This is a genomic window from Streptomyces sp. CA-243310 (genome assembly GCF_050936775.1).
Lineage (GTDB): Bacteria > Actinomycetota > Actinomycetes > Streptomycetales > Streptomycetaceae > Streptomyces.
The window spans coordinates 1938005-1960719 of sequence record NZ_JBNJMF010000002.1 but is presented as its reverse complement, the minus strand read 5'-3'; the positions used below and the strand labels follow the sequence as shown (position 1 = coordinate 1960719).

The window sequence follows — 22715 nt, the reverse complement described above, 5'->3', positions numbered from 1 at the left end:
ACAACGACGTACGGAAACCCGACACCGCGCCCGCCATGTCCCCGACCAGGGATGGCGGGCGCTGTGGCGTTCCGGGTGCGCGGCGACCTCAGCGGGGCGTCGAGCGGGCCGTCAGGGCTGCCAGGGCCGAACGGCTGGTGACGCCCGTCTTGTGGAAGATGTGCGACAGGTGGGTGTCGACCGTGCGCGGGCTCAGCCGCAGGCGCGCCGCGATCACCGGGGTGGTGAGGCCCTCCGCGACCAGGGCGGCGATCTCCTGTTCGCGCCGGGTGAGGGCGGGGAACCCCGGGGCGGAGCCCGCCGGGGCCGGGTCGGGGACAGCCGAGGGTGCCGGCGGCGGCTCGGGGGTCGGGGGGCGGGCGAGGTCCGCGAGGCCGGTCAACAGCCCGGCGCCGCCCGCCGCGGCCAGTCGGTGGCCCTGTTCCCACAGCGGCGCCGCCGCCGCCGCGTCGGCCGTCAGCGAGGCCCCGAGCAGCAGCGACAGGGCCTCCCACAGGGTGGCGCCCGAACGCCCCGCCTCCTCGGCCGCCTGGACGAACCGACGCGCCGCCCCGGCCGCGTCACCCCGGCCCGCCAGGACCTGGCCCTCGCCCCGCAGCGCCGCCGCCCGCTGGGCGGGCAGGTCGAGCAGGGCCGCGTCCCGGCGGGCCCGGGCGGCCCACGCCTCGGCGGCCGGCAGATCGCCGTCGGCCACGGCGGCGGTGACCAGCGCCTCCAGGAACAGGGGCCGCATGGAGGGCTGGAGCCCCGCCAGGTCCGGTCCGCCGCCGGCCCGCAGCATCGCGGACCGGGCCCGCCGGGGGTCGCCCCCGTGCAGCGCGGCGTAGCTGAGGACGCACCACGCGAGGGAGGCCCACCAGCTGGTCCGGGGACCGGCCGCGGCGACGGCCTCCTCGGCGACGGTCAGCGAGGTCCGGTCGCCGGGCGGCAGCGCCGCGATCAACACCTGGGCCTTGTTCGACAGGACGAGCGCGAGCAGTTCCTCGCTCCCGATCCCGCGGGCGATGCTCTCGGCCTCGTCCGCGAGTTCCAGCGCCGACCCCAGCCGGCAGGTGTTCATGTGGACGATGGCCTTGCAGAGCAGCAGGTGGGGCAGCAGGTGCAGGGGGCCGCTGCGCCGGGCGATGGCCAGCCCCCGGTCGGCGTGCCGTTCCGCGTCGGTGTACCGCTCCAGGTAGAACTCGGCCCAGCCCAGCCGGGCCAACGGTTCGCACAGGTCGGCGAGGTCCCGGTCGGTGAGCGCGTCCACCCGGGCACCGGCGCGGTCGGTGAACTCCCGGGCGGCCGCCAGGTTCCCCTCGTACGCCTCGCCGAGCGCCGCGACGGCCAGCGCCGTGGCCGCGGCCGGCTCGTTGCCGAGGGTCCGGGCCAGCTCGAAGGTGCGTTGTACGTCGGCCCGCACGGTCGGGTAGGCCGAGGCGTGCGGGGCGGCCGAGCCCAGCTCCAGACCGAGGGCCACCGCGTCCGCCGGGCCGGGCGCGGGGGTGCGCGACAGTTCGCGGCGCAGCAGCGACACGGCGGCCGGGTAGTGCCCGAGGTGGCGTTCCATCGAGGCGCACAGGGTGACGGCCGCCGCGCGCACCCCGCCGTCGTCGTCCTCGGGCACCTCGGCGATCACCTCGTGCAGCAGGTCCCGGCTCTCCCGTAACGCGCCGCAGACGCTCAACGCCCGGGCCCGCCGCAGCCGCAGCTCCCGGCGCCGCACGGCGTTGTCGGGCGTGTCCGGCAGGACCCGCAGCACCACCTCCAGCCAGTGGGCGCAACTCGCGGGGGCCGTGGTCGCGGACTGCTCGGCCGCGTCGAGCAGCACGGCCGCGAGGTCGGGGTCCCAGCGGGCGGCGAGGGCCCGTTCCACGTGGTGGGCCCGGACGGCGGCCGAGGCACCGGCCCCGGCCAGCGCCTCGGCGGCCCGCCGGTGCATGCCGGTACGACGCCGGCGCTCGGTGTTCTCGTGGATCACCGTCCGCAGCACGGGATGGCGCAGTGACCAGCTGTCGCCCGGCCCGGGCCGCAGCAGGTCGCGGCGGGCCAGCACGGCCAGGTCGGCGTCGAGCCGGGCCGCGTCGGGCACGGCCGCCGTCAACGCCAGCAACGGCGCCGTGGCCTGGTCCCCCAGCACCGCGACGGCTTCGGCGGTACGCCGCTGCGCGGTGGTCAGCGGGGTCAGTTCGTCGAGGAGCAGCGCGGCGAGCCCGCCGTCGGGGACGCTCGCGCCGGCCTGTCCCTGGAGCAGGGTCAGGAAGTACAGCGGGTTGCCCTCGCTGGCGGCGTACAGCCGGGCGGCCCGGGCGGGGGCCAGGCCGGGCACGAGGTCGGGCGCGAGTCGGGCGACGCAGGCCTCCTCGGGGAGCGGTCCGAGGTCCAGGCGCAGGACGGCGGCGGTGTCCACGCCCCGGGTGAGCGCGGCGGTGAGCGAGGGCGAGGTCTGCCGGTCCCGCCGGGCCACGGCGATGATCACCGGGGTGCGCGGGGGATGCCGTACGAGGTGGTCGAGCAGCTCCAGCGAGGCAGGGTCCGCCCAGTGGAGGTCGTCGAGGGCGATGAGCAGGCCCGGTCCGCCCCGGCCCAGGCGGGTGAGCAGACGTCCCGTCGCCCGGTGCACGGCGAACCGTTCGGCGTCCGCGCCGACCCCGCCCGCGTCCACCCCGTACAGGACGGGGGCGGCCGCCTCGGCGTCCGGCCCGTCCGGCGGCCCCGTGTCGAGGTCGGTGAAGGCGTCGGTGAACACCCCGAAGGGGATGTGCCGCTCGAACTCGGCCGCCCGGCCGCGCAGTACGGTCATGCCCCGGTCGGCGGCCCGCGCGCACAGTTCCGTCAGCAGGCGGCTCTTGCCGATCCCTGCGGCTCCCGTGAGGTCGACGACGGCGGGGGCGCCGCCGTCGAGCACCTCGACCAGGTGCCGGAGTTCGGCGGCCCTCCCGACCAGCGGAGTCCTGCGCATCATCAGCCCCCCCCGAGTCGGCGCCGGCCCGGACCGGTACACCCGGATTGTCTCCCGTGCGCGCGGCTTACGTAGGTGGTTCCACGGATGTGTGACGGCCGGCGGGCTGTCACGCTCGGAATCGACTCCGGCTGTGTCTGACGAGGAGGCCGCATGCGTCGATTACGCGTACTCGTGGTTCCGTTCCTGACCGTTCCCGCACTCGTGCTCGCGGGCTGCGGGGGGCAGGGGTCGCCCCGGTCCCTGCCCTCCGATCCGCTCGTGCCGGGCCCGGCGACGTCCTCCGCGGCCGCACCGACGCCCACCCCGACACCCACACCCACCCCCTCGCCGACCCCGACGTGCACGGTCACCTCCGGCATGGGTCCGGACGAGAAGGCCGCCTACCTCAAGGCCCTGCGGAGCAAGGACCGCCCGGACTACAGCGCCCTGTTCATGACGGACACCGGGGTCTACCTGAGCCTGAAGGACGGCAAACGCCCCTGCGAGGCGGTGGAGGTGAAGGTCGGCCACTTCCGGGTCGACATGACCCGCGCCATGAGCAAGCCGGGCTACTCCTACTCCTACAAGCCGATCAACACCGTCATCGTCAAGGTCGGGCCCCGCGACGGTCTCGCCCCGGGGAGCGTCCCCCCGCCCCCGGAGGGATGCGGGGGAACGCTGTCCGTCCTTTACGTCGGTGACGAGATCACCGAGGACGACCTGCCGGACGGACTCCGGCTCCCGAGCGCCGATTCCTCGATCGACTGGACGCTGGTCGTGCTCAGCGCGGACCGCGCCCTCGACGGGGTCTTCCAGCCGCCGGCCGGCGTACGGAACTGCTGAGCCGGCCCGGCGGGACGGCGCACCGTGGGGGTGTGCACCGACCGCCGGGCCACGGAGCCGCTCCTCGGCGGGGGAGCGGGGAACACGACGGGCGGTACCGCTGGGGGGCGGTACCGCCCGTCGTCACGGGTCGTCGTGGCGCCCGTCGTGACGGGGCCGGGCCCGGTTCGCTCGTGCGGGTGACGCGTCGCGGGAGGCGCGGGGGCGCCGGCCCCGCCCGACGCGGGCCGGACGCCGGTCCGGGCTTCGGCGCCCGGATCCGGGCGGGACGGGCGGCGCCGCCCGGGCGGGTGCGACCGTAGGCCGTACGGCCCATGTGCGGCGGATCGCGGCGCAGTTGAGGGCAGCCGCCCTCTGGTAACTCTGGCCCCATGCCCTCCCGAATGCTGCTGCTGCGCTGTCTGCTGGGCGCCGCCCTGCTCCTGCCCGCCCAGGCCGCGGTCGCCGTCACTGCCGCCGGCGACGAAGGACGCACCGTCGACTACCGCGGGCTGCGGCTCACCGTCCCCGCCGACTGGCGGGTCGTCGACCTCGACCGGACCCCCGACGCCTGCCTGCGCCTCGACCGGCCCACGCTGTACCTCGGCCACGCCGGGACCCAGACCGAATGCACCGGTCGGGCCGCCGTCACCCGCGCCGACACCCTGCACCTGGAACCCCTCCACGGGGCCCCGCCGCGCGCCGACGTCCCCACCCTGAAGGCGAACCCCGGCACGCCGCTCCCGCGGACCGGGAGCGACAGCAACGAGCTGCGGTACGCGCTGCGCGGCTCCGGGGTGATGGCCACCGTCTCGTACGGCACCGGGCCCGAGGCGGTACGCGGCCTCCTGGAGCGGGCGCGCCGTACGCCCGCCTCCGCCACCGGGGCGGTGGCGGACGTCGCGACCGCGGCCCTGCCGGCGTCCCGCACCGCCCAGGAACCGTTCACCGGGCTCGGTTTCGACGCCTGCACCGCCCCGACGCAGTCGGCGATGACCGCCTGGCGGCAGGGCTCGCCCTTCGGCGCCGTCGGCGTGTACATCGGCGGCCTGGCCCGGGCCTGCGCGCAGCCGCAACTGACCTCCGGCTGGGTCCGACGGCAGACCGAGGCGGGCTGGCACCTGATGCCGATCTGGGTGGGCCCGCAGCCCTGGCGCAGCAACACCACCGGCCTGTCCACCGACCCCTCCCGGGCCGACGAGCAGGGCGTCACCGCCGCCGAGGGCGCCGCCGACGCGGCGCGGTCACTCGGCCTGGGTCCGGGCACGCTCCTCTACAACGACCTGGAGCACTACACCGATCGGGCCACCTGGGACGCGCCGGTCGTGGCCTACCTCACCGCCTGGACGGTGCGGCTGCACGAGCTGGGCTACAAGTCGGCGGCCTATGTGCACGCGGCTTCCGGGGTGCCGGCGTTGAGCGAGCACCACCACCAGGCGCCGCAGGCCATGCCGGACGTGCTGTGGGTGGCCCGGTGGAACCTCTCGGCGAGCGTCTCGGACGCCGACATGGGCCTGCCCACCGGGACGACCAAGTGGGCGGGCCCGCGCCGGGCCCACCAGTTCCGCGGCGGGCACGACGCCACGTACGGCGGGGTGACGATCAACATCGACCGCAGTTGGCTCGACGTCGATCCCCGGCTCCTCACCGTCCCCGGGACGATCGGGCTCGGCCCCCTGGCCTGAGGGGCGTCTCAGCCGGCGGGGGAGTCCCCGGCCGGGTCCTCGCGCGGCGGCTCGTCGTCGTTGCCCCGGCGCAGGGTGTGGACGCCGCGCTCCGGGGTCCACGTCCGCACCACCAGGTCGTCGCCCTCGACGGTGATCCGCACGATCTCCGTCAGGTCGGCGTGGAAGAGGTGGAAGGGGTGCGGTGTCTCGGTCTCCTCCGCGTAGCGGTGGAGCTCCGGCGGGTCCACGAGCTCCAGCGCCCGCCCGGAGATCCGGACGTCCCCGCCCTCCATCTCCTCGCCGGGGCCCGGGTTGGAGTGCAGCGCGAAACGGGGGTCGCGCTGGAGGTCCCTGGCCTTCATGGAGCCGGCCATCATGCCGAGCCACAGTTCGCCGCCGCGGATGTCCACGTTCAGTCCGGCCAGTCGGGGCGAGCCGTCCTTGCGGAGGGTGCCGAGGACGTGGTGCGGATACCGCGCGAAGCGGGCCCGGACGGCCGCCGCGAACTCCGGCTCCGCCGTCTCGAACACGGCCCAGTTGTTCGTCGTCGTCATCCCTCCATCCAAGCGCGGATCGTGCGCCGCCGCCGCTCAGACGCGCAGGATGCCGGCTTCCCGGGCCGCCGCCAGCCAGGACGGGAACTCCGCGACCAGCCGGTCGTACAGCACCTCGTCCGGGACCCGGCGCGGGTCCTCGCCGGCGTGGAAGTAGCCCGCGTTGTCGACGACCCGCTTCGCGGGGACGGGGAGTTCGTCGAGGCGGCGCAGGAAGTCGAACTGGGTGCTGCGGGTGTTGCCGAAACCGACGAACTGCCAGAACAACGGCAGCCGGGCGGCCTTGCAGAGGTACCTCTCCGCGGCGAGTTTGTTGATCGGGCCGCCGTCCGTCTGGAAGACCACCAGGGCCGGGGCCGAGGTGCCCGAGTCGAGGTAGTGGTCGATGACCGCGTCCATCGCCAGGTGGTAGGCCGTCTTGCCCATGTGGCCCAGGCCGGCGGCGATCTCGGTGACCCGGCCCGCGTGGTCGGCCAGGGAGACCTCCGCGACCGCGTCCACCTCCGTGGAGAAGAACACGACGGGCACCCGGCCGTCGGTGTCCAGGTGGGCGGACAGCCCCAGGACCCGGTCGGCCAGGGACTGCACGCTGCCGTCCTGGTAGTACGGGCGCATCGACCCCGAGTAGTCCAGGACCAGGTACACGCTGGCCCGGCCGCCCTCCATGCCGTGCTTGCGGAGCGACACCCCGGCGCTCTTGTACAGGTTCACCAACGCCGGAGCGGCTTCTTCCAGCTTGCGGAGGTTGATCGCACTGCCCGTCATGGCGCCGAGCGTACGGCAGTCGGCGGGGGCGGAACCCGGTGTCGCGCCGGCCGCTCCGAGGCCCCCGCGCGATCGGCGTCCCGCTCGCGCCGCGCGTGCCGGCCGAGGAGGCGGACTCGGCCGCCGCCTCGGGTCCGGGCGGGCCTACGGCCGTGTGCCGCGTTCCGACGCGAGTGCCTCGATGTCGTCGAGCATCGCCGCCGCCAGGTCGCGCTCGGAGGCGTAGTACCGCTCGGCCCACTTGAGGGTCAGCGTCGGGTAGGGCCAGGAGGCCCGCTCCTCGGCCTCTTCCGCGTCCGCCGCCGCACTGCGGCGCATCGTCTCCGCGAACTCCCTTTGCCGTGACAGGACTTCGCGCATCTGCTCCGGCTCCAACAGGTGACCGAGCCACAGTCGGAGCATGGGCCCGTGCTTGAGCACCGGAGGGTCGACCGGCGTCCCGCGCGCCCACTCCCGTACGGCCGTCATGCCTTCGTCGGTGATCCGGTACACGCGTTTGTCGCGGGTTCCGGTCTCCTGGGCGACCAGGCGCGAGGAGGCGTATCCGGCCTTCTCCAGCCGCTTGAGTTCGCTGTAGATCTGGCTGAAGGACGGGCTCCAGTGGAAGAAGCGCAGCGAGCGGTCCGACCACTTCTTCAGGTCGTAGCCGGAGAGCTCCTCGCCGAAGGAGAGCAGCCCGAGCACTGCCCAGCCGGTCGCGGGGAGGGCGCGCTTGTTCGTCTCGTCTGCCACGCGGCGCAGTCTACGACCGGTCCGCGCGGACCCTCTTCCCTCCTCGCGGTGTGACTGCTAGAAGTGTTCCTGTTAGGCATACTGAGCCCCGTCCCCCCGCGCTTTCGTGCCCCTGGAGGGCTGAACCGTGATCCCACTGGACGGCAAGGTCGTCGTCATCACCGGCGCCGGGCGCGGGCAGGGCGCCGCCGAGGCCCGCATGTGCGCGGAGGCGGGCGCCCGGGTCGTCGTCACCGACATCCGGGAGGCGGAGGGCCGGGAGGTCGCCGCGACCCTGGGGGGCCAGGGGCTGTACGTCCACCACGACGTGGCCGACGCCGACGGCTGGGCCCGGGTCGTACGGGAGGCCGTGACCGCCTTCGGCACGATCTCGGCGCTCGTCAACAACGCGGCCCTGTGGCGCACCGCCCACGTGGAGCGGCAGTCCCTCGCCGACTTCGAGGCGCTGCTGCGGGTCAACCTGCTCGGCCCCTTCCTCGGCATCCAGGCCGTCGCCCCCGTCATGCGCGCCGCCGGGGGCGGCTCGATCGTCAACGTCTCCTCCACCGCCGGACTGGTCGGCATCCCGGGCCACGCGGCCTACGGATCCACCAAGTTCGCCCTGCGCGGGCTGACCCGGTCGGCCGCCCTGGACCTGGCGGGGGACCGGATCCGCGTGAACTCCGTGCACCCGGGCGTCATCGACACCCCGATGATCTCCGCCGTGTCGGACCAGGACTGGTCCCACGTGCCGCTCGGCCGCATGGGCCGGCCCGAGGAGGTCGCGGAACTCGTCCGCTTCCTCTGCTCGGACGCCTCCTCGTACGTCACGGGCGGCGAGTTCACCGTGGACGGGGGGACGACGGCCCGATGAGCGACGACCTCTCACCCGCCGCCCGGCGGCTGTGCGACCTCATGGCCGCGGCCTTCCCCGGCCCCGGCGACCCGCACGCCCTGCGGGCGGCGGCGGCCACCGGCGGGGGCGCCCCCGGGCCCGCGCCGGCCGATGTGCGCGACGACGACGCCTGCGGGGTTCCCGTCCGCGTGTACGACCCCGACCCCGGGGCCTCGGGGCGCCCGCTCGTCGTCTACCTCCACGGCGGCGGCTGGGTCATGTGCGACCTCGACACCCACGACGCCGGCTGCCGCCGGCTCGCCGCCGCCTCGGGCGCGGTCGTCGTCTCCGTCGACTACCGGCTCGCCCCGGAACACCCCTGGCCCGCCGCGCCCGACGACGCGCTGACCGCGCTGCTGTGGGCCCGCTCCCGAGCCGCCGCGCTGGGCTGCGATCCCGACAGGACGATCGTCGCCGGGGACTCCAGCGGGGGCACCCTGGCGGCCGTGACCGCACTGCGGGCCCCCGAACTCGTCGCGGGACAACTGCTGTTCTACCCGCCCCTGGACGCGGCCATGGACACCCCGTCCGTGGAGAGGTACGGGCGGGGGTACTTCCACACCGCCGCCCACATGGCCTGGTACTGGGACCGGTACGGCGGGGACCCCGCGCACCCGCACGTCTCCCCGTTGCGCGCCCCCGACCTGACCGGACTGCCGCGCACCCTGATCGTCCTCGCCGACTGCGACGTGCTGCGGGACGAGGGGCTGGCGTACGCCCGCAGGCTGGGCGAGGCGGGCGTGGACTGTGGCGTCCAGCTGTACCCGGGGGTCTTCCACGGCTTCCTGGGCTCGCCACTGCCGGCCGCCGGCGTGGATCAGGCGCTGAGGGGCCGAGGGGCCGGTGCGGGCCCCGCCCCGTGGAGGCGGTGCGGTGATCCATGGGCGGCGCCCGCGGCGCGCCGGGCGGCGGCAAACCGCTGTCGAAGATCGGCGGCGGCGCGAAGAATGGGCCCATGACGCCCCCCTCCCGCGCCCGTTCCTTCGACGCCGCCGCCGCGCTGTACGCCGCGCACCGGCCCGCCTACCCCGACGCGCTCCTCGACGCCCTGGAGGAGCTGAGCGGTCGCCCGCTCGCCGGTTCCCGGGTCGCCGACGTGGGGGCCGGGACCGGCATCGCGACGGCCCTGCTCCACGCCCGCGGGGCGCACGTCCTCGCCGTCGAGCCCGGTGACGGGATGGCCGCCGAACTGCGCCGCGCGCACCCCGGGATACCGCTGGTGCGCGGGGACGGCGACCGTCTGCCGCTGGCCGGCGACAGCTTCGACCTGCTCACCTACGCGCAGGCCTGGCACTGGACCGACCCCGCCCGCTCCGTCCCCGAGGCGCGCCGCGTGCTGCGGCCCGGCGGCGCGCTCGCGATCTGGTGGAACGACATGGACGAGTCGGTGCCGTGGGTCGCCGAACAGGCCGCGCGGATCCGGGCCGTCTTCGGCGTCGACGGCGTGTCCTTCCGTACGCTGCCCGCCGGCCTCGACTCCGGCTTCCGCACCCGCACCGTGCCCTGGTCCCGCCGGATCACCCTCGACGAGCACCTCGCGAACATCGCCAGTCACTCCGCGTTCCTCCTCCTCGGGGAGGCCGGCACCCGGGAGTTCACGGACAGGGAGCGGTCGGTGCTCGGCGCCCTCTTCCCGGACGGGACGCTGGAGGAGCCGTACGTGGTCAGCCTCCACGTGAGCGTCCTGTGACGGGGGCCGTGGGGGGTGCGCCCCACGACCCGGAACGCGACCGCGGCCACCGCTACCCGCCGGCCGCCCCGAGCACCGCCGCCCGGCACGCCGACGGCGTTCCCCACGCGTCCCGCAGCGGGCGCGCCCTGCGCAGCCACAGCGACAGGTCCAACTCCTCGGTGTAGCCGACCGCCCCGTGGAGTTGGAGCGCCGTCATCGCCGCCGCGTACGAGGCCTCGCCCGCCGCGAGCTTCGCCGCCGCGACCTCGCCCGGATCGAGGGACAGCCCGGCCGCCCACACCAGCGGCCGGGCGAACTCCAGGCCCAGCAGGGTGTCCGCCAGCCGGTGCTTGACCGCCTGGAACCCGCCGATCGGCGCGCCGAACTGCGTGCGCCGCTTCGCGTACTCCACCGTCCGCGCCAGCAGGGCCTCCCCGACGCCCAGGCACTGCGCCGCCGTCAGCAGCCGCGCCCACCCCAGGGCGCTCCGCGCCGCCGCCGTCACCGCCGGCCCGCGGGCCAGCAGCTCACCGCCCCCGGCCGGGAGGCGCAGCAGCCTGCGCGTCGGGTCCGTCGAGCGCAGGACCGGCCCGCCGGCCGGGTCCGCCAGGCGCAGTTCGCCGGCCTCCGACACCGTGAAGCAGTACGTGGCCGCGTCCGCGTCCAGGGCGTACGGGGCCGCGTCCGGCAGGGTCAGCGAGGCACAGGCGCCGCCCGAGAGAAGCCCCGGGAGGAAGCGCTTCGCCGGCCCCTCGTCCCCCAACCCCGCCAGCAGCACCGCCGCCGCCGCCGTCTCCACCACCGGCCCCGGCACTCCGGCCCGCCCCAACTCCACGAAGCCGAGGGCCGCTTCCAGCGGCAGCGGCCCGAGCCCGTCGTACGTTCCGTCGGTGGCGAGCGCGAACAGGCCGGTGTCGGCGAGGCGGGACCACAGGGCCCGCCCCGGCGCGTGGTCGCCCGCGCCCCAGGCCCGTACGGCCGCCGGCACCTCGGACGCGTCGAGCAGCCGGCGCAGCGTCCGGACGAAGTCGCGCTGTTCGTCGGTCGGCAGGAAGCGCATCAGCGGCGGCCCTTCGGGAGGCCGAGCAGCCGCTCGGCGATGATGTCGCGCTGGATCTCGTTCGTCCCGGCGTAGATCGGCCCGGCCAGGGAGAAGAGCCACGGTTCGGCCCACTCGCCGTCCGCCAGCTCGGCGTCCGCGCCCAGCAGGTCGAGCGCCGTCTCGTGCAGGGCGATGTCGTACCGGGACCAGAACACCTTGTTCAGGCTGGACTCGGCGCCGATCGTCTCGCCCGCCGCGAACCGCGAGGCGTTCCCCCAGGTGAACAGCTCGTACGCGCGGGCGCCGACCAGCGCGTCCGCGACCCGGTCCGACAGCGCGGTGTCGGCGGGATCCCCGACCTCCCGCCACAGCCCGAGCAACCGGTCCGCCGCCGCCAGGAACCGGCCGGGGGAGCGCAGGGTCAGCCCCCGCTCGTTGCCGGTCGTGGACATCGCGATCCGCCAGCCCTGCCCCGGCTCCCCGATGACGTCCTCGTCCGGGACGAACACACCGTCCAGGAAGAGTTCGGCGAACGCCGGTTTGCCGTCCAGGCGGCCGATCGGCCGCACGGTCACCCCCGGCGCCCGCAGGTCGAACATCAGGTACGTCAGCCCCTGGTGCGGCTTCGGGGCCTCGGGGTCGCTCCGGAAGATGCCGAACGCCCGGTCCGCGAACGCCGCCCGCGAGGACCAGGTCTTCTGCCCGGACAGCAGCCAACCCCCCTCCGTACGGACCGCCCTCGACGTCAGGGAGGCCAGGTCGGAGCCCGACTCCGGCTCCGACCAGGCCTGCGCCCAGATCACCTCGCCGCTCGCCATGGACGGCAGCACCCGCGCCCGCTGCTCGGCCGTCGCGTGGTCGAACAGGGTGGGGGCCAGCAGGTTGATGCCGTTCTGGGAGACCCGGCCGGGCGCGCCCGCCGCCCAGTACTCCTCCTCGAACACCAGCCACCGCTCGATGTCCACGCCCCGGCCGCCGTACTCCTCGGGCCAGGACACCACCGCCCAACAGTCCGCGTGCAGCCGGGCCTCCCACTCCCGGTGCGCGGCGAAGCCCTCGGCCGTCTCCAGCGAGGGGAGGGGGGCGGCCGGGACGTGTCCGGCCAGCCAGGCCCGGGCCTCCTCGCGGAAGGCCTCCACCTGCGGCGTGTGGGTGAGGTCCATCAGCCGGTCGCCCCCTTCGCCGCGGCGGGGTGCGTCACGGTCGCGTGCGTGAAGGGGCCGCGACGCTCGTGGAGCACCGGCGGACCGACCGTCTCGGGGGTGCGGGCAGCGGACATCGACACATCCTTCCCTAACAAGTGTTTGGTAGGTTAACGTACGGGCACGAGCGGCGTCGAGGAGAGCGGCGCCACCTCTTCTCCGCGCCGACTTCTCCGCGCCGACACCGTCGCCGAGCGGCTCCTCGGCCTTCCCCAGGAGGTACGGGCGTGAACGCACCCGAGTACGTCGGCGGGCACGGGCTGCTCGCCGGCCGGACCGCCGTGATCACCGCCGCCGCCGGGGCCGGCATCGGCGGCGCCACCGCCCGCCGCTTCCTGGAGGAGGGCGCCCGCGTCCTGATCGGCGACTCCCACGCCCGCCGCCTCAAGGAGACCGAGGACACGCTGGCCGCCGAGTTCGGGGCGGACCGGATCGACTCCCTGCCCTGCGACGTCACCGACGAGGACCAGGTCCGGGCCCTGTTCACGCACGCCGAACAGACCCACGGCGCCCTCGACGTCGTCGTCAACAACGCCGGACTCGGCGGCACCGCCGCCCTGGTCGACATGACCGACGACCAGTGGGGCCGGGTCCTCGACGTCACCCTCAACGGCACCTTCCGCTGCACCCGCGCCGCCCTGCGCTCCTTCAGGGCCGCCGGCACCGGCGGCGGGGTCGTCGTCAACAACGCCTCCGTCGTCGGCTGGCGCGCCCAGACCGGCCAGGCCCACTACGCCGCCGCCAAGGCCGGGGTGATGGCGCTGACGCGCTGCGCGGCCCTGGAGGCCGCCGAGTTCGGCGTACGGATCAACGCGGTCGCCCCCAGCCTCGCCATGCACCCGCACCTGGTGAAGGTCACCAGCGAGGACCTCCTCGCCGAACTCACCGCCCGCGAGGCCTTCGGCCGGTACGCCGAACCCTGGGAGGTCGCCAACGTCATCGTGTTCCTGGCCAGCGGCTACTCGTCGTACATGACCGGCGAGACCGTGTCGGTCAGCAGCCAGCACGCGTAGGTCGAGAATGGGCGCGTGCCGACGAACAAGAAGAAGCCACAGGTGACCGCGTCCCCCGAGCGCAGACGGGAGCTTCTCGACACCGCCGCCGAGGTCTTCGCCGCGCAGGGCTACAACGCCACCACCGTGCGCAAGATCGCCGATGCCGCCGGGATGCTCGCCGGCAGCCTCTACTACCACTTCGATTCCAAGGAATCGATGCTCGACGAGATCCTCTCGGCCTTCCTGAACGAACTGTGGGAGGGGTACGACACCGTCCTCGCCGCCGGTCTCGGCCCCAGGGAGACCATCGAGGCCCTCGTCACCGAGTCCTTCCGGGAGATCGACCGGCACCGCGCCGCCGTCGCGATCTACCAGAAGGAATCCCGCCACCTGTCCGCGCAACCCCGCTTCCACTACCTCTCCGACTCGCAGCAGAAGTTCGAGAAGGCCTGGCTGGGGACGCTGGAGCGCGGAGTGGCCGCCAAGGTCTTCCGGGCCGACCTGGACATCCGCCTCACCTACCGCTTCGTGCGCGACACGGTGTGGGTGGCGGCGTCCTGGTACCGGCCGGGCGGACAGCACAGCCCCGACGAGATCGCCCGGCAGTACCTGTCGATGGTGCTGGACGGGATCGCCCTGCGCGACTGACCGAACCAGAGGAGTCCCGATGCCCGAGGCCTACATCGTCGACGCCGTACGCACCCCCGTGGGGCGACGCAACGGAGGGCTGGCCGGCGTGCACCCCGCCGACCTCGGCGCCCACGTCCTGCGCGCCCTGATGGAACGCTCCGGGGTGGACCCCGCCGCCGTCGAGGACGTGGTCTTCGGCTGCCTGGACACCGTCGGGCCGCAGGCCGGCGACATCGCGCGGACCGCCTGGCTCGCCGCCGGCCTCCCCGAGGAGGTCCCCGGGGTGACGGTGGACCGCCAGTGCGGCTCCTCCCAGCAGGCCGTCCACTTCGCCGCGCAGGGCGTGCTGTCCGGCACCCAGGACCTGGTCGTCGCCGGCGGCACCCAGAACATGTCGATGATCCCGATCGCCTTCGCCTCGCGGCAGGCCGCCGAACCCCTGGGCCTCACCGAGGGCCCGTACGCGGGATCGGAGGGCTGGCGCGCCCGGTACGGCGACGCTCCCGTCAACCAGTTCCACGGCGCACAGCTCATCGCCGGGAAGTGGGGGATCTCGCGCCTCGACATGGAGGAGTTCGCCCTGCGCTCCCACCGGCGGGCCCTGCGCGCCATCGACGGGGGACGCTTCGAACGGGAGATCGTGCCGTACGGGGACGTCCGCGTGGACGAGGGCCCGCGCCGGGACACCACCCTGGAGAAGATGGCCGCCCTGGGGCCCGTGGTCGAGGGCGGCACCATCACGGCGGCCGTCTCCTCCCAGGTCTCCGACGGCGCCGCGGCGATGCTGATCGCCTCCGAGCGGGCGGTCGCCGAACACGGCCTGCGCCCCCGGGCCCGCATCCACCACCTGTCCGTACGGGGCGAGGACCCGATCCGGATGCTGTCCGCCCCGATCCCGGCGACGGCGCACGCCCTGAAGAAGACGGGGCTGTCGCTCGACGAGATCGACCTCGTGGAGATCAACGAGGCCTTCGCCCCCGTCGTGCTGGCCTGGCTGAAGGAGACCGGCGCGGACCCCGATCGGGTGAACGTCAACGGCGGCGCCATCGCCCTCGGCCACCCCCTGGGCGCGACCGGCGTCAGGCTCATGACCACCCTGCTGCACGAGCTGGAGCGCACCGGGGGCCGCTACGGCCTCCAGACGATGTGCGAGGGCGGCGGCCAGGCCAACGTGACGATCATCGAGCGGCTCTGAGGCCCTCGGGAACGGGACCCGCTCCGGGGCGCTCAGGCGCTCCGGGGCCAGGTCAGGGACCCGCGGGGGCGCGGTTGCGCCGACGTGTGCTAGCTTAGAGCTCGTTGCAGTTGTGGTACCCATGAACTTTATGTGCGCCTGACGGGAATGCTCCGACAGGCGCTTTAATTGTTTTTACCGGGATCTCCGGATGGGGCCCTTGCCGCCTATTCAGGAGATTCAAATGGCACTTGGCACCGTGAAGTGGTTCAACTCGGAAAAGGGCTTCGGCTTCATCGAGCAGGACGGTGGCGGCCCGGACGTCTTCGCCCACTACTCGAACATCGCCACCCAGGGCTTCCGTGAGCTCCAGGAGGGCCAGCGCGTGTCCTTCGACGTCACCCAGGGCCAGAAGGGCCCCCAGGCGGAGAACATCCTCCCCGCCAACTGACGTCATCAGCACGCCGGGGTCCGCACCGTGAAGGTGCGGGCCCCGGCTTGTCTGCTGTTTCGACTGTTTGTTTTACCTGCCGGTTTCAGGAGGGCTTTCTCGCATGACCAGCTCCAGCTCCGCACGACCCAGCCGCCGCCCCACCCGGGGTCGAGGTGCGGCTCAGGGACGTCCGAAGGCTGGCGCGGGACGGCAGAAGTCCGCCCCCGTGGCCAGGCCCCAAGAATTCACCATGCCCGAACCGCTGACCCCGGCCCTGCCGCCGGTCGCCGCGTTCGAGGACATGGGCATGCCCGAGGCGCTGCTGAAGACCCTCGCCGCCCTGGGCGTCACCGACCCGTTCCCGATCCAGGCCGCCACGCTGCCGAACTCGCTCGCCGGCCGTGACCTGCTCGGCCGCGGCCGTACCGGCTCCGGCAAGACCCTCGCCTTCGGCCTGGCACTGCTGGCCCGCACCGCCGGTCGCCGCGCGCAGCCGAAGCAGCCGCTCGCGCTGGTCCTCGTACCGACCCGCGAGCTCGCGCAGCAGGTCACCGACGCCCTGGCCCCGTACGCCACGGCCGTCAACCTGCGCATCGCGACCGTCGTCGGCGGCATGTCGATCAACCGCCAGTCCGGCGCGCTGCGCCGCGGCTCCGAGGTGCTCGTCGCCACCCCCGGCCGGCTGAAGGACCTCATCGACCGCGGTGACGCGGACCTCTCGCAGGTCTCCATCACGGTCCTCGACGAGGCCGACCAGATGACCGACATGGGCTTCATGCCGCAGGTCACCGCGCTGCTCAAGCAGGTCGAGGCCGACGGCCAGACCATGCTGTTCTCCGCGACGCTCGACAAGAACATCGACAAGCTCGTCAAGATGTTCCTGCACGACCCGGTCGCCTTCTCCGTCGACCCGTCCGCCGGCGCGGTCAGCACGATGGAGCACCACGTCCTGTACGTCATGGACGAGACCGACAAGAAGGCCGTGGCGACGCGCATAGCCGCACGCGACGGCCGGGTGATCATGTTCGTCGACACCAAGCGCGGGGTCGACCGCATGGTCAAGAAGCTCCTCGCGGACGGCGTCCGCGCCTCCGGTCTGCACGGCGGCCGTTCGCAGCCGCAGCGCAACCGGACCCTGGACTGGTTCAAGACGGGCGAGGTCACCGCGCTGGTCGCCACCAACGTGGCCGCCCGCGGCATCCACATCGACGACCTCGACCTCGTCGTCAACGTGGACCCGCCCACCGACCACAAGGACTACCTGCACCGCGGTGGCCGCACCGCCCGCGCCGGCGAGTCCGGCAGCGTCGTCACCCTGGTGCTGCCCGACCAGAAGCGCGACATGACCCGGCTGCTGTCGGACGCCGGGATCTCCCCGCGCACCGCGCAGATCAAGTCCTCCGACGCGGAACTGTCCCGGCTGACCGGCGCCAAGGAGCCCTCGGGCGTCCCCGTGGTGCTGGACGTGCCGCAGCCCACCCCGCCGAAGCCGCGCAGCGCCGGCCGCTCCGGCGGCGGCTCCACCGGGGGCGGCGCGCGTCGTCGCTCCGGCGGCGGCCAGGGCGGTGCCCCTGCCTCCACCACCGCGGGCGGCGGCGACCGTTCGCGGCGGGCCCGTTCCGGCGGCCAGGGCGGGGCCGGCCAGCCCGGCGCACGCGGCCAGGGCGCCCCGGCGGGCTCCCGAGGTCAGGGCGGCGGCCAGGGCGGTGCCCGCACCGGCGGCGCTCCCGCCGCGCGTCGTCGCTCCGGCGGCGGCCGTCCGGCGGCCGGGCGCGCGGGTTCCTGACCCTTCCCGAGCCCGACCCTTCGCTTGACGAACACACCGGTACGCCGGGCGGCACGGAACACGCGCCGCCCGGCGTACCGTCGTTTCCGGACCCCCCGCCAGGCCCTGTCGTCGAAGTCTCGCCTGGCCCGCGCCACTTCGACGACAGGACCTAGCGGACCATCCTGGCCTGGAGCTTGGCGAGGGTCCGCAGGTCCAGGCCGAGACCGTCCGTGAGGTAGCCGTAGAAGCCGCCGTAGTCCGCCTCCATGCGGGTGGTCGCGGCGGCGAGGTAGTCCGGCCGGACCTCCTGGAGCGGGATCAGCAGGTCCGGGTTCTGCATCCGGCCCGACTGCTTGAGGCCGGCCCGCACCTGGGCGTCGTACGCCGCGCGGAAGGTGTTCGAGGCGAGGTAGTCGCGTTCGGCGGTGTCCTCGGGCACGGCGAGCGCGCGCAGCAGGACGTAACTCATCCAGCCCGTGCGGTCCTTGCCCGAGGTGCAGTGGTACAGCAGCGGGCCCTGCCCGCCGTCGGCGATCTCCCTCAGCGTGGTCGCGAACTGCGCCCGGTTCTCGGGGCTCGTCACGAACGTGCGGTAGATGTCGCGCATGTAGGCCTCGGCGCGACCGCCGCCGAGCATCTGCTCCTGCGTCGCGGGGTCCCCGCTGGCTATCGCCCCGACCAGGGTCGCGTACAGGCCCAGGTCGCTGACGGGCCGGGCGGTGGGGAGGAGTCCGGCGGGCAGCTTGTCGGCGCCGTCGTACTGGACCTCCATCGGGATGCGGAAGTCGACGACCTTGCGGAGACCGAGCCCGGAGACGGTGGTGAGGTCGGCTGCGGTCAGCTTGCCCAGCGCGTCGGAGCGGTAGACCAGTCCCTGACGGACCTGTCCACCGGTCCAGGTGCGGTACCCGCCCAGGTCGCGGACGTTGACAGCGCCCTGGAGGGGGATCTGACGGATCGTTTCCGCCGAAGCGCGGTGCCGCCCGACGGAAGCGGCGGCTGCGGCGGTACGGGTGGCTGCGGCGGAACCGGGGGCCGCGCCGGGCGACGGTGCGGCGTGCGCGGCGGCGGGCAGGGTCGCGGCGGCGAGCGCGGCGGCGAGCGCGGCGGCCGCCAGGCGGATTCGGGCACGGCTCATCTGGGGCGACTCCTGTAACGGAGAAGGGGGATCACCCTGCCGGCGGCAGGGCGCCGAGCGAGTGCGGGGGGCGCGGGGGGTTGAGGTCGTGCAGTCGGTCCAGCACGGTGTGGGCCTCGGCCATGACCCGGGCGACGAGCTCCGCACACGACGGAAGGTCCTCGATCACGCCCGCGACCTGGCCCGATGCCATGACGCCGAGGTCCGTACGGCCCTCGACCATGGACGCCTTGAGGAGCATGGGGGTGTTCGCGGCGAGCAGGACCTGGCTCCAGGACAGGTCCTTGCCGTGTTTCATCGCCAGGCCGTCGCGCACCATCCGCGACCAGGACAGCCCCGACAGCTTCCGGAAGCCGGCCGCGTGCCGCACCGCCTTGGCCAGGGCCCGCGCGCGGCCCGCCCGCTCCAGGGAGGCGACCAGCTCGCTGCGGAGCATCCGGTGCGGCAGCCCGTCGACGGCGGTGGTGACGGTGACGTCCTTGACCGTGGCCTTCAGGTACTCGGCCTTGACGGCGTCCGGGACGGTGGAGTCCGAGGTCAACAGGAAACGGGTGCCCATCGCGATGCCCGCCGCCCCGTACGACAGCGCGGCGACCAGGCCGCGACCGTCGTGGAAGCCGCCCGCCGCGATCACCGGGATGTCCACCGCGTCCACCACCTGCGGCAGCAGCACCGTCGTGGCCACGTCCCCGGTGTGCCCGCCGCCCTCGCCGCCCTGCACGATCACCGCGTCGGCGCCCCAGGCGGCGACCTTCTCGGCGTGCCGCCGGGCCCCGATCGAGGGGACGACGACCACGCCCGCGTCCTTGAGGCGGGCGATCAGCTCCTTCGACGGGGCGAGCGCGAACGAGGCGACCCGGACCCCCTCGTCGACGATCAGCCGCACCCGCTCGGCCGCGTCCCCGGCGTCCGCGCGCAGATTGACCCCGAACGGGGCGTCCGTACGGGCCTTGACCTCGTGGATCGCCGCACGCAACTGCCCGGTCGTCATCGTCGCCGAGGCCAGGATCCCCAGCGCCCCCGCGTTCGCCGCCGCCGACACCAGTCGGGGCCCGGCCACCCAGCCCATGCCCGTCTGCACGATCGGGTGGCGGACCCCGACCAGCCTGGTGAATGCCGTCTCCATCCGTCAGACCCGCACTTCCCGCTCGCGCAGCCCCTTGGGGTCGACGACCTCGCGGATCAGCCGCAGTTCCTCCGGCGTCGGCTCCCGCGTGGACGGGACCTCGCCGGCGATCGTCAGCTCGAAACCGGTGGCCTCCCGGACCTGCTCGACGCTCACGCCCGGATGCACGGACACCAGGCGCATGGCGTGGTCGGGGCCGGCGAAGTCGAAGACCCCGAGATCGCTGACCACGCGCGGCAGGCGGTGGAAGCGGGTCGCCCCGGCCGCCTCCGCGCGGTCGTACCCGACCCCGCAGACCATGTCGACCTTCTCCACGAAGACCCGACGGGAATGCCTCGGGATCCAGTAACTCACCGGATTGTTGAGCGTGTTGACGGGGGCCCCGCGCACCCCGAGGAGCTGGCGCGTCGGCCGCTCCCAGTCCCCGACGCAGGAGATGTTCTGGTTGCCGTACCGGTCGATCTGGCTCGCGCCCATCATCACGTGCCGCCGGCCGCCGGTGACCATCGCGAGGTGACGGCGGTACGGCAGCCAGCCCTCGGGCGTCCCGTCGAGCCCGACCAGCGTGGCCTCGCCGTCGGTCAACAGCAGGTCGGGGGAGAAGGTCCGCTTCGCGAGACGGGCCCCGAAGGACGGGATGAGCCCCATCGGGGAGGCGAGCACCTCGCCGTCGCCCCGCCAGGCCTCGGCGCAGGCGATCACGCAGTACTCGGCGCGACTGACGCCCGCGGTGGCCTCTGACGCTGCGCTCACTGCTGCTCCTCGTGCCAGGTCCGCACGGCGGACTGGTAGTCGTGCTCGCTCGCGCCGGAGAGGAACCGGGCGGCGAACTCGGGCCAGGGGGTGCTCGCGTACAGCTTCTGGAAGGGCTCGTCGCGGTCGTGGTCGGGGACGCAGGAGGTGAAGTGCGCGCCGTTCGGGGTCTCCACCACCCCGGTGACGGAGTGCCGGCTGACCAGCAGGGACTGGGGCGGACCGGCCTTGGACAGCTCGGCGGTCTCGACGAGCCGCTCGCAGGAGACGTACGCGACGTCCGCGGCCTCGCAGAACAGGTCGTCGAAGTACGGGTCGGGGCCCAGGTACTGGGCGTTGCCGAGGCGGTCGGCGCGGTTGAGGTGTACGAGCGCGGCGTCCATGCGCAGCGCCGGGACGGCGACGAACTCCTCGCCGTCCTCGTAGGGGGAGGTGACGGTCCGCAGCTGTGGATTGACCCGCATGACGTCGGAGCCGAGGCCGGCGCGGACGGGCAGGAAGGGCAGCCGGTTGGCGGCGGCGTGCAGCCCCCACATGAACATGGCCTCGTCGAGTTCGGTGAGGGCGAAGGCGCCGCGCTCGCGGGCCGCCCGGTAGTGCGGCTCCAGCGGGATCGAGTCGAGGGTCACGAAGGGGGTGACGAGCCGGCGGATCCGACCCGCGGCGGCCAGCAGGCCGACGTCGGGGCCGCCGTACGAGACCACGGTGAGATCGGCGATCTCGGATCGGAGCAGTGCCCGCACCAGGGCCATGGGCTTGCGCCGCGACCCCCAGCCGCCGATGCCGACGGTCATGCCGCTGCGCAGCCGCCCGATCACCTCCTCGGGGGACATCACCTTGTCCGACGCCGACGTGCCGCTTCTGTCTCGTCCGCTCATGCCTCGCCCGCCTTTCCGAAGGTGTCGCGGACCCGGTCGGCGACCCCGCTGAGGTTGGCCTCGAAGGTGAAGCCCTGCTCGAAGCGGTAGCTGCGCCGTACGTCCACGGGGTCGATGCCGTTGATGGCGGCCTTGGCCAGCCGGATCAGCAGGCCGTCCTTGCGGGCGATCTCCGCGGCGAGTTCCAGCGCCGCCGCCCGCAGTCCGGCGGGCGGGACCACCTTCCACACCGAACCGTGCGCGTGCAGTTCGGCGGCGCCCACGGTCCGCGAGGTGTAGTACAAGGCGCGCATCAGGTGTTGGGGGACGAGACGGGCCAGGTGCGTGGCCGCGCCGAGGGCGCCCCGGTCCAGCTCCGGCAGCCCGAAGACGGCGTCGTCGGAGGCGACGATCGCGTCGGCGTTGCCGACGAGGCCGATCCCTCCGCCCAGGCAGAAGCCGTTCACGGCGGCGACGACGGGGACCTCGCAGTCGTACACGGCGGCGAACGCCTCGTAGCAGCCCCGGTTGGCGCCGATGAGGGCGTCGTGGCCGGTGTCGCGCTGCATCTCCTTGATGTCCACGCCCGCGTTGAAGCCCCGGCCCTCGGCGGCGAGGACGACGCACCGGACGTCGGGGTCGCGGCCGGCGGCGCGCAGGGCGTCGGCCAGCTCGTACCAGCCCTGTACGGGGAGGGCGTTGACGGGCGGGAAGTCGACGGTGACGAGTGCGATGCCCTTGTCGGGGCCGGAGGTGGAGACACCCATGAGCGGATCAGCTACCTTTCCACCAAACATTTGTTAGGTGAGGAAGGTAGCAGCCGATGGAGCTCAACGGGAGGGTTGTCGTCGTCACCGGCGGAACCCGGGGCGTCGGCGCCGGCATCGCGCGGTCGTTCCTCGCGGCCGGCGCGGAGGTGCTCGTCTGCGCCCGCCGGCCACCGGACGAACCGGTGGCCGCGGCGGGCCGCACGGCCGCCTTCACGGCGCTCGACCTGCGCGACCCGGCCGCCGTGACGGAGTTCTTCGCGGCCACCGCACGCCGGTACGGGCGGCTCGACTGCCTGGTGAACAACGCGGGCGGCACCCCCTACCGGCTGCTCGGGGAGGGCGACGCCGAACGGCACGCGCGGGTCGTCGAACTGAACCTGCTGGCCCCCCTGACCGCCTCGCTGGCGGCCTACCCGTGGCTGCGGGAGTCGCACGGCTCGGTCGTGATGATCGGCAGCGTCAGCGGCACCCGCCCCTCACCCGGCACGGCCGCCTACGGCGCCGCCAAGGCCGGCCTGGAGAACCTGGCCCGGTCGATGGCCGTGGAGTGGGCGCCCGAGGTACGGGTCAACTCGCTCGTCCTCGGCATGGTGCGCACCGAACTGTCGCACCTGCACTACGGGGACGAGGCCGGGCTCGCCGCGGTCGGCGCGACCGTGCCGCTGGGGCGACTGGCCGACCCTAGCGACGTGGGGGAGGCGGCGGTGTTCCTCGCAGGCGACCGGGCGGGATACGTGAGCGGCGCGAGCCTGCTCGTGCACGGGGGCGGCGAACGCCCGGCCTTCCTGGACGCGGCGACTGTCAACAAGGAGAACTGA

At 74.1% G+C, this 22715-nt stretch carries 22 protein-coding genes; 11 read left to right on the top strand and 11 right to left on the bottom strand.

Going from position 1 to position 22715, the window contains the following annotated elements:
• Nucleotides 1-88: 88 nt before the first annotated feature.
• Complete coding sequence (locus ACQEVM_RS26460) at nucleotides 89-2944, bottom strand: AAA family ATPase (protein WP_433083053.1); 2856 nt, start codon at nucleotides 2942-2944, stop codon at nucleotides 89-91.
• 150 nt (nucleotides 2945-3094) lie between these two features.
• Between ACQEVM_RS26460 and ACQEVM_RS26455 the strand changes: the two genes are divergently transcribed.
• Together ACQEVM_RS26455 and ACQEVM_RS26450 are read left to right on the top strand one after the other, a co-directional pair.
• Nucleotides 3095-3766, top strand: a complete 672-nt coding sequence (locus ACQEVM_RS26455; RefSeq protein WP_433083051.1) for a hypothetical protein — start codon at nucleotides 3095-3097, stop codon at nucleotides 3764-3766.
• A 371-nt stretch (nucleotides 3767-4137) separates the two neighbouring features.
• Nucleotides 4138-5430 carry a glycoside hydrolase domain-containing protein gene (locus ACQEVM_RS26450; protein WP_433083049.1) on the top strand — a complete coding sequence of 431 codons (1293 nt, stop codon included), beginning with the start codon at nucleotides 4138-4140 and terminating at the stop codon, nucleotides 5428-5430.
• An 8-nt stretch (nucleotides 5431-5438) separates the two neighbouring features.
• Here the strand turns inward: ACQEVM_RS26450 and ACQEVM_RS26445 are convergent, their stop codons facing one another.
• The 3 genes from ACQEVM_RS26445 to ACQEVM_RS26435 form a co-directional block, all read right to left on the bottom strand.
• The gene (locus tag ACQEVM_RS26445) at nucleotides 5439-5966 is read right to left on the bottom strand and encodes a pyridoxamine 5'-phosphate oxidase family protein (protein ID WP_351376600.1); all 528 of its coding nucleotides are present in this window, start codon (nucleotides 5964-5966) and stop codon (nucleotides 5439-5441) included.
• A 36-nt stretch (nucleotides 5967-6002) separates the two neighbouring features.
• Nucleotides 6003-6731: a vWA domain-containing protein gene (locus ACQEVM_RS26440; protein ID WP_433083046.1), complete on the bottom strand. Its 729-nt coding sequence runs from the start codon at nucleotides 6729-6731 to the stop codon at nucleotides 6003-6005.
• A 144-nt stretch (nucleotides 6732-6875) separates the two neighbouring features.
• On the bottom strand, nucleotides 6876-7463 hold the full coding sequence (locus ACQEVM_RS26435; protein WP_433083044.1) for a PadR family transcriptional regulator: 588 nt from the start codon (nucleotides 7461-7463) through the stop codon (nucleotides 6876-6878).
• A 127-nt stretch (nucleotides 7464-7590) separates the two neighbouring features.
• On the opposite strand from ACQEVM_RS26435, the gene ACQEVM_RS26430 reads away from it, so the two are divergent.
• Genes ACQEVM_RS26430 through ACQEVM_RS26420 form a run of 3 tightly spaced genes read left to right on the top strand, consistent with a single transcriptional unit; the run spans nucleotide 7591 to nucleotide 10027 of the window.
• Nucleotides 7591-8316, top strand: a complete 726-nt coding sequence (locus ACQEVM_RS26430; protein WP_433083042.1) for an SDR family NAD(P)-dependent oxidoreductase — start codon at nucleotides 7591-7593, stop codon at nucleotides 8314-8316.
• Nucleotides 8313-9296 carry an alpha/beta hydrolase gene (locus ACQEVM_RS26425; protein ID WP_433083040.1) on the top strand — a complete coding sequence of 328 codons (984 nt, stop codon included), beginning with the start codon at nucleotides 8313-8315 and terminating at the stop codon, nucleotides 9294-9296. The genes ACQEVM_RS26430 and ACQEVM_RS26425 overlap by 4 nt, the downstream gene beginning before the upstream one ends.
• Nucleotides 9293-10027, top strand: a complete 735-nt coding sequence (locus ACQEVM_RS26420) for a class I SAM-dependent methyltransferase (RefSeq protein ID WP_433083038.1) — start codon at nucleotides 9293-9295, stop codon at nucleotides 10025-10027. The genes ACQEVM_RS26425 and ACQEVM_RS26420 overlap by 4 nt, the downstream gene beginning before the upstream one ends.
• A gap of 52 nt (nucleotides 10028-10079) precedes the next feature.
• On the opposite strand, the gene ACQEVM_RS26415 is transcribed toward ACQEVM_RS26420, so the two are convergent.
• Both ACQEVM_RS26415 and ACQEVM_RS26410 read right to left on the bottom strand, forming a co-directional pair.
• Nucleotides 10080-11069, bottom strand: coding sequence for an acyl-CoA dehydrogenase family protein (locus ACQEVM_RS26415; protein ID WP_433083036.1), 990 nt, complete (start codon nucleotides 11067-11069; stop codon nucleotides 10080-10082).
• The gene (locus ACQEVM_RS26410) at nucleotides 11069-12214 is read right to left on the bottom strand and encodes an acyl-CoA dehydrogenase family protein (RefSeq protein ID WP_433083034.1); all 1146 of its coding nucleotides are present in this window, start codon (nucleotides 12212-12214) and stop codon (nucleotides 11069-11071) included. The genes ACQEVM_RS26415 and ACQEVM_RS26410 overlap by 1 nt, the downstream gene beginning before the upstream one ends.
• Before the next feature lie 266 nt (nucleotides 12215-12480).
• Between ACQEVM_RS26410 and ACQEVM_RS26405 the strand changes: the two genes are divergently transcribed.
• The 5 genes from ACQEVM_RS26405 (at nucleotide 12481) to ACQEVM_RS26385 (ending at nucleotide 17271) form a co-directional block, all read left to right on the top strand.
• Complete coding sequence (locus ACQEVM_RS26405; protein ID WP_433083032.1) at nucleotides 12481-13266, top strand: SDR family oxidoreductase; 786 nt, start codon at nucleotides 12481-12483, stop codon at nucleotides 13264-13266.
• Between the two features lie 15 nt (nucleotides 13267-13281).
• A complete protein-coding gene (locus ACQEVM_RS26400; protein ID WP_433083030.1) occupies nucleotides 13282-13896 on the top strand; it encodes a TetR/AcrR family transcriptional regulator in 615 nt (204 codons plus the stop codon).
• Nucleotides 13897-13915: 19 nt separating this feature from the next.
• Complete coding sequence (locus ACQEVM_RS26395; protein WP_433083028.1) at nucleotides 13916-15073, top strand: acetyl-CoA C-acetyltransferase; 1158 nt, start codon at nucleotides 13916-13918, stop codon at nucleotides 15071-15073.
• Nucleotides 15074-15296: 223 nt separating this feature from the next.
• Complete coding sequence (locus ACQEVM_RS26390) at nucleotides 15297-15503, top strand: cold-shock protein (protein ID WP_030707191.1); 207 nt, start codon at nucleotides 15297-15299, stop codon at nucleotides 15501-15503.
• 103 nt (nucleotides 15504-15606) lie between these two features.
• The gene (locus ACQEVM_RS26385; protein WP_433083025.1) at nucleotides 15607-17271 is read left to right on the top strand and encodes a DEAD/DEAH box helicase; all 1665 of its coding nucleotides are present in this window, start codon (nucleotides 15607-15609) and stop codon (nucleotides 17269-17271) included.
• Between the two features lie 151 nt (nucleotides 17272-17422).
• Here ACQEVM_RS26385 and ACQEVM_RS26380 read toward each other — a convergent pair whose 3' ends face one another.
• Genes ACQEVM_RS26380 through ACQEVM_RS26360 form a run of 5 tightly spaced genes read right to left on the bottom strand, consistent with a single transcriptional unit; the run spans nucleotide 17423 to nucleotide 21894 of the window.
• Nucleotides 17423-18391: a tyrosine-protein phosphatase gene (locus tag ACQEVM_RS26380; protein ID WP_433083023.1), complete on the bottom strand. Its 969-nt coding sequence runs from the start codon at nucleotides 18389-18391 to the stop codon at nucleotides 17423-17425.
• 31 nt (nucleotides 18392-18422) lie between these two features.
• Complete coding sequence (locus tag ACQEVM_RS26375) at nucleotides 18423-19517, bottom strand: NAD(P)H-dependent flavin oxidoreductase (RefSeq protein WP_433083021.1); 1095 nt, start codon at nucleotides 19515-19517, stop codon at nucleotides 18423-18425.
• A 3-nt stretch (nucleotides 19518-19520) separates the two neighbouring features.
• A complete protein-coding gene (locus ACQEVM_RS26370; protein WP_433083019.1) occupies nucleotides 19521-20270 on the bottom strand; it encodes a CoA-transferase subunit beta in 750 nt (249 codons plus the stop codon).
• Nucleotides 20267-21148 (bottom strand): CoA transferase subunit A, encoded by an 882-nt coding sequence (locus tag ACQEVM_RS26365; protein WP_433083017.1) that lies wholly within the window; start codon nucleotides 21146-21148, stop codon nucleotides 20267-20269. The genes ACQEVM_RS26370 and ACQEVM_RS26365 overlap by 4 nt, the downstream gene beginning before the upstream one ends.
• The gene (locus ACQEVM_RS26360; protein ID WP_433083015.1) at nucleotides 21145-21894 is read right to left on the bottom strand and encodes an enoyl-CoA hydratase family protein; all 750 of its coding nucleotides are present in this window, start codon (nucleotides 21892-21894) and stop codon (nucleotides 21145-21147) included. Before ACQEVM_RS26360 ends, ACQEVM_RS26365 begins: the two co-directional genes overlap by 4 nt.
• Nucleotides 21895-21950: 56 nt before the next feature.
• Between ACQEVM_RS26360 and ACQEVM_RS26355 the strand changes: the two genes are divergently transcribed.
• Nucleotides 21951-22715 carry an SDR family oxidoreductase gene (locus tag ACQEVM_RS26355; protein ID WP_433083013.1) on the top strand — a complete coding sequence of 255 codons (765 nt, stop codon included), beginning with the start codon at nucleotides 21951-21953 and terminating at the stop codon, nucleotides 22713-22715.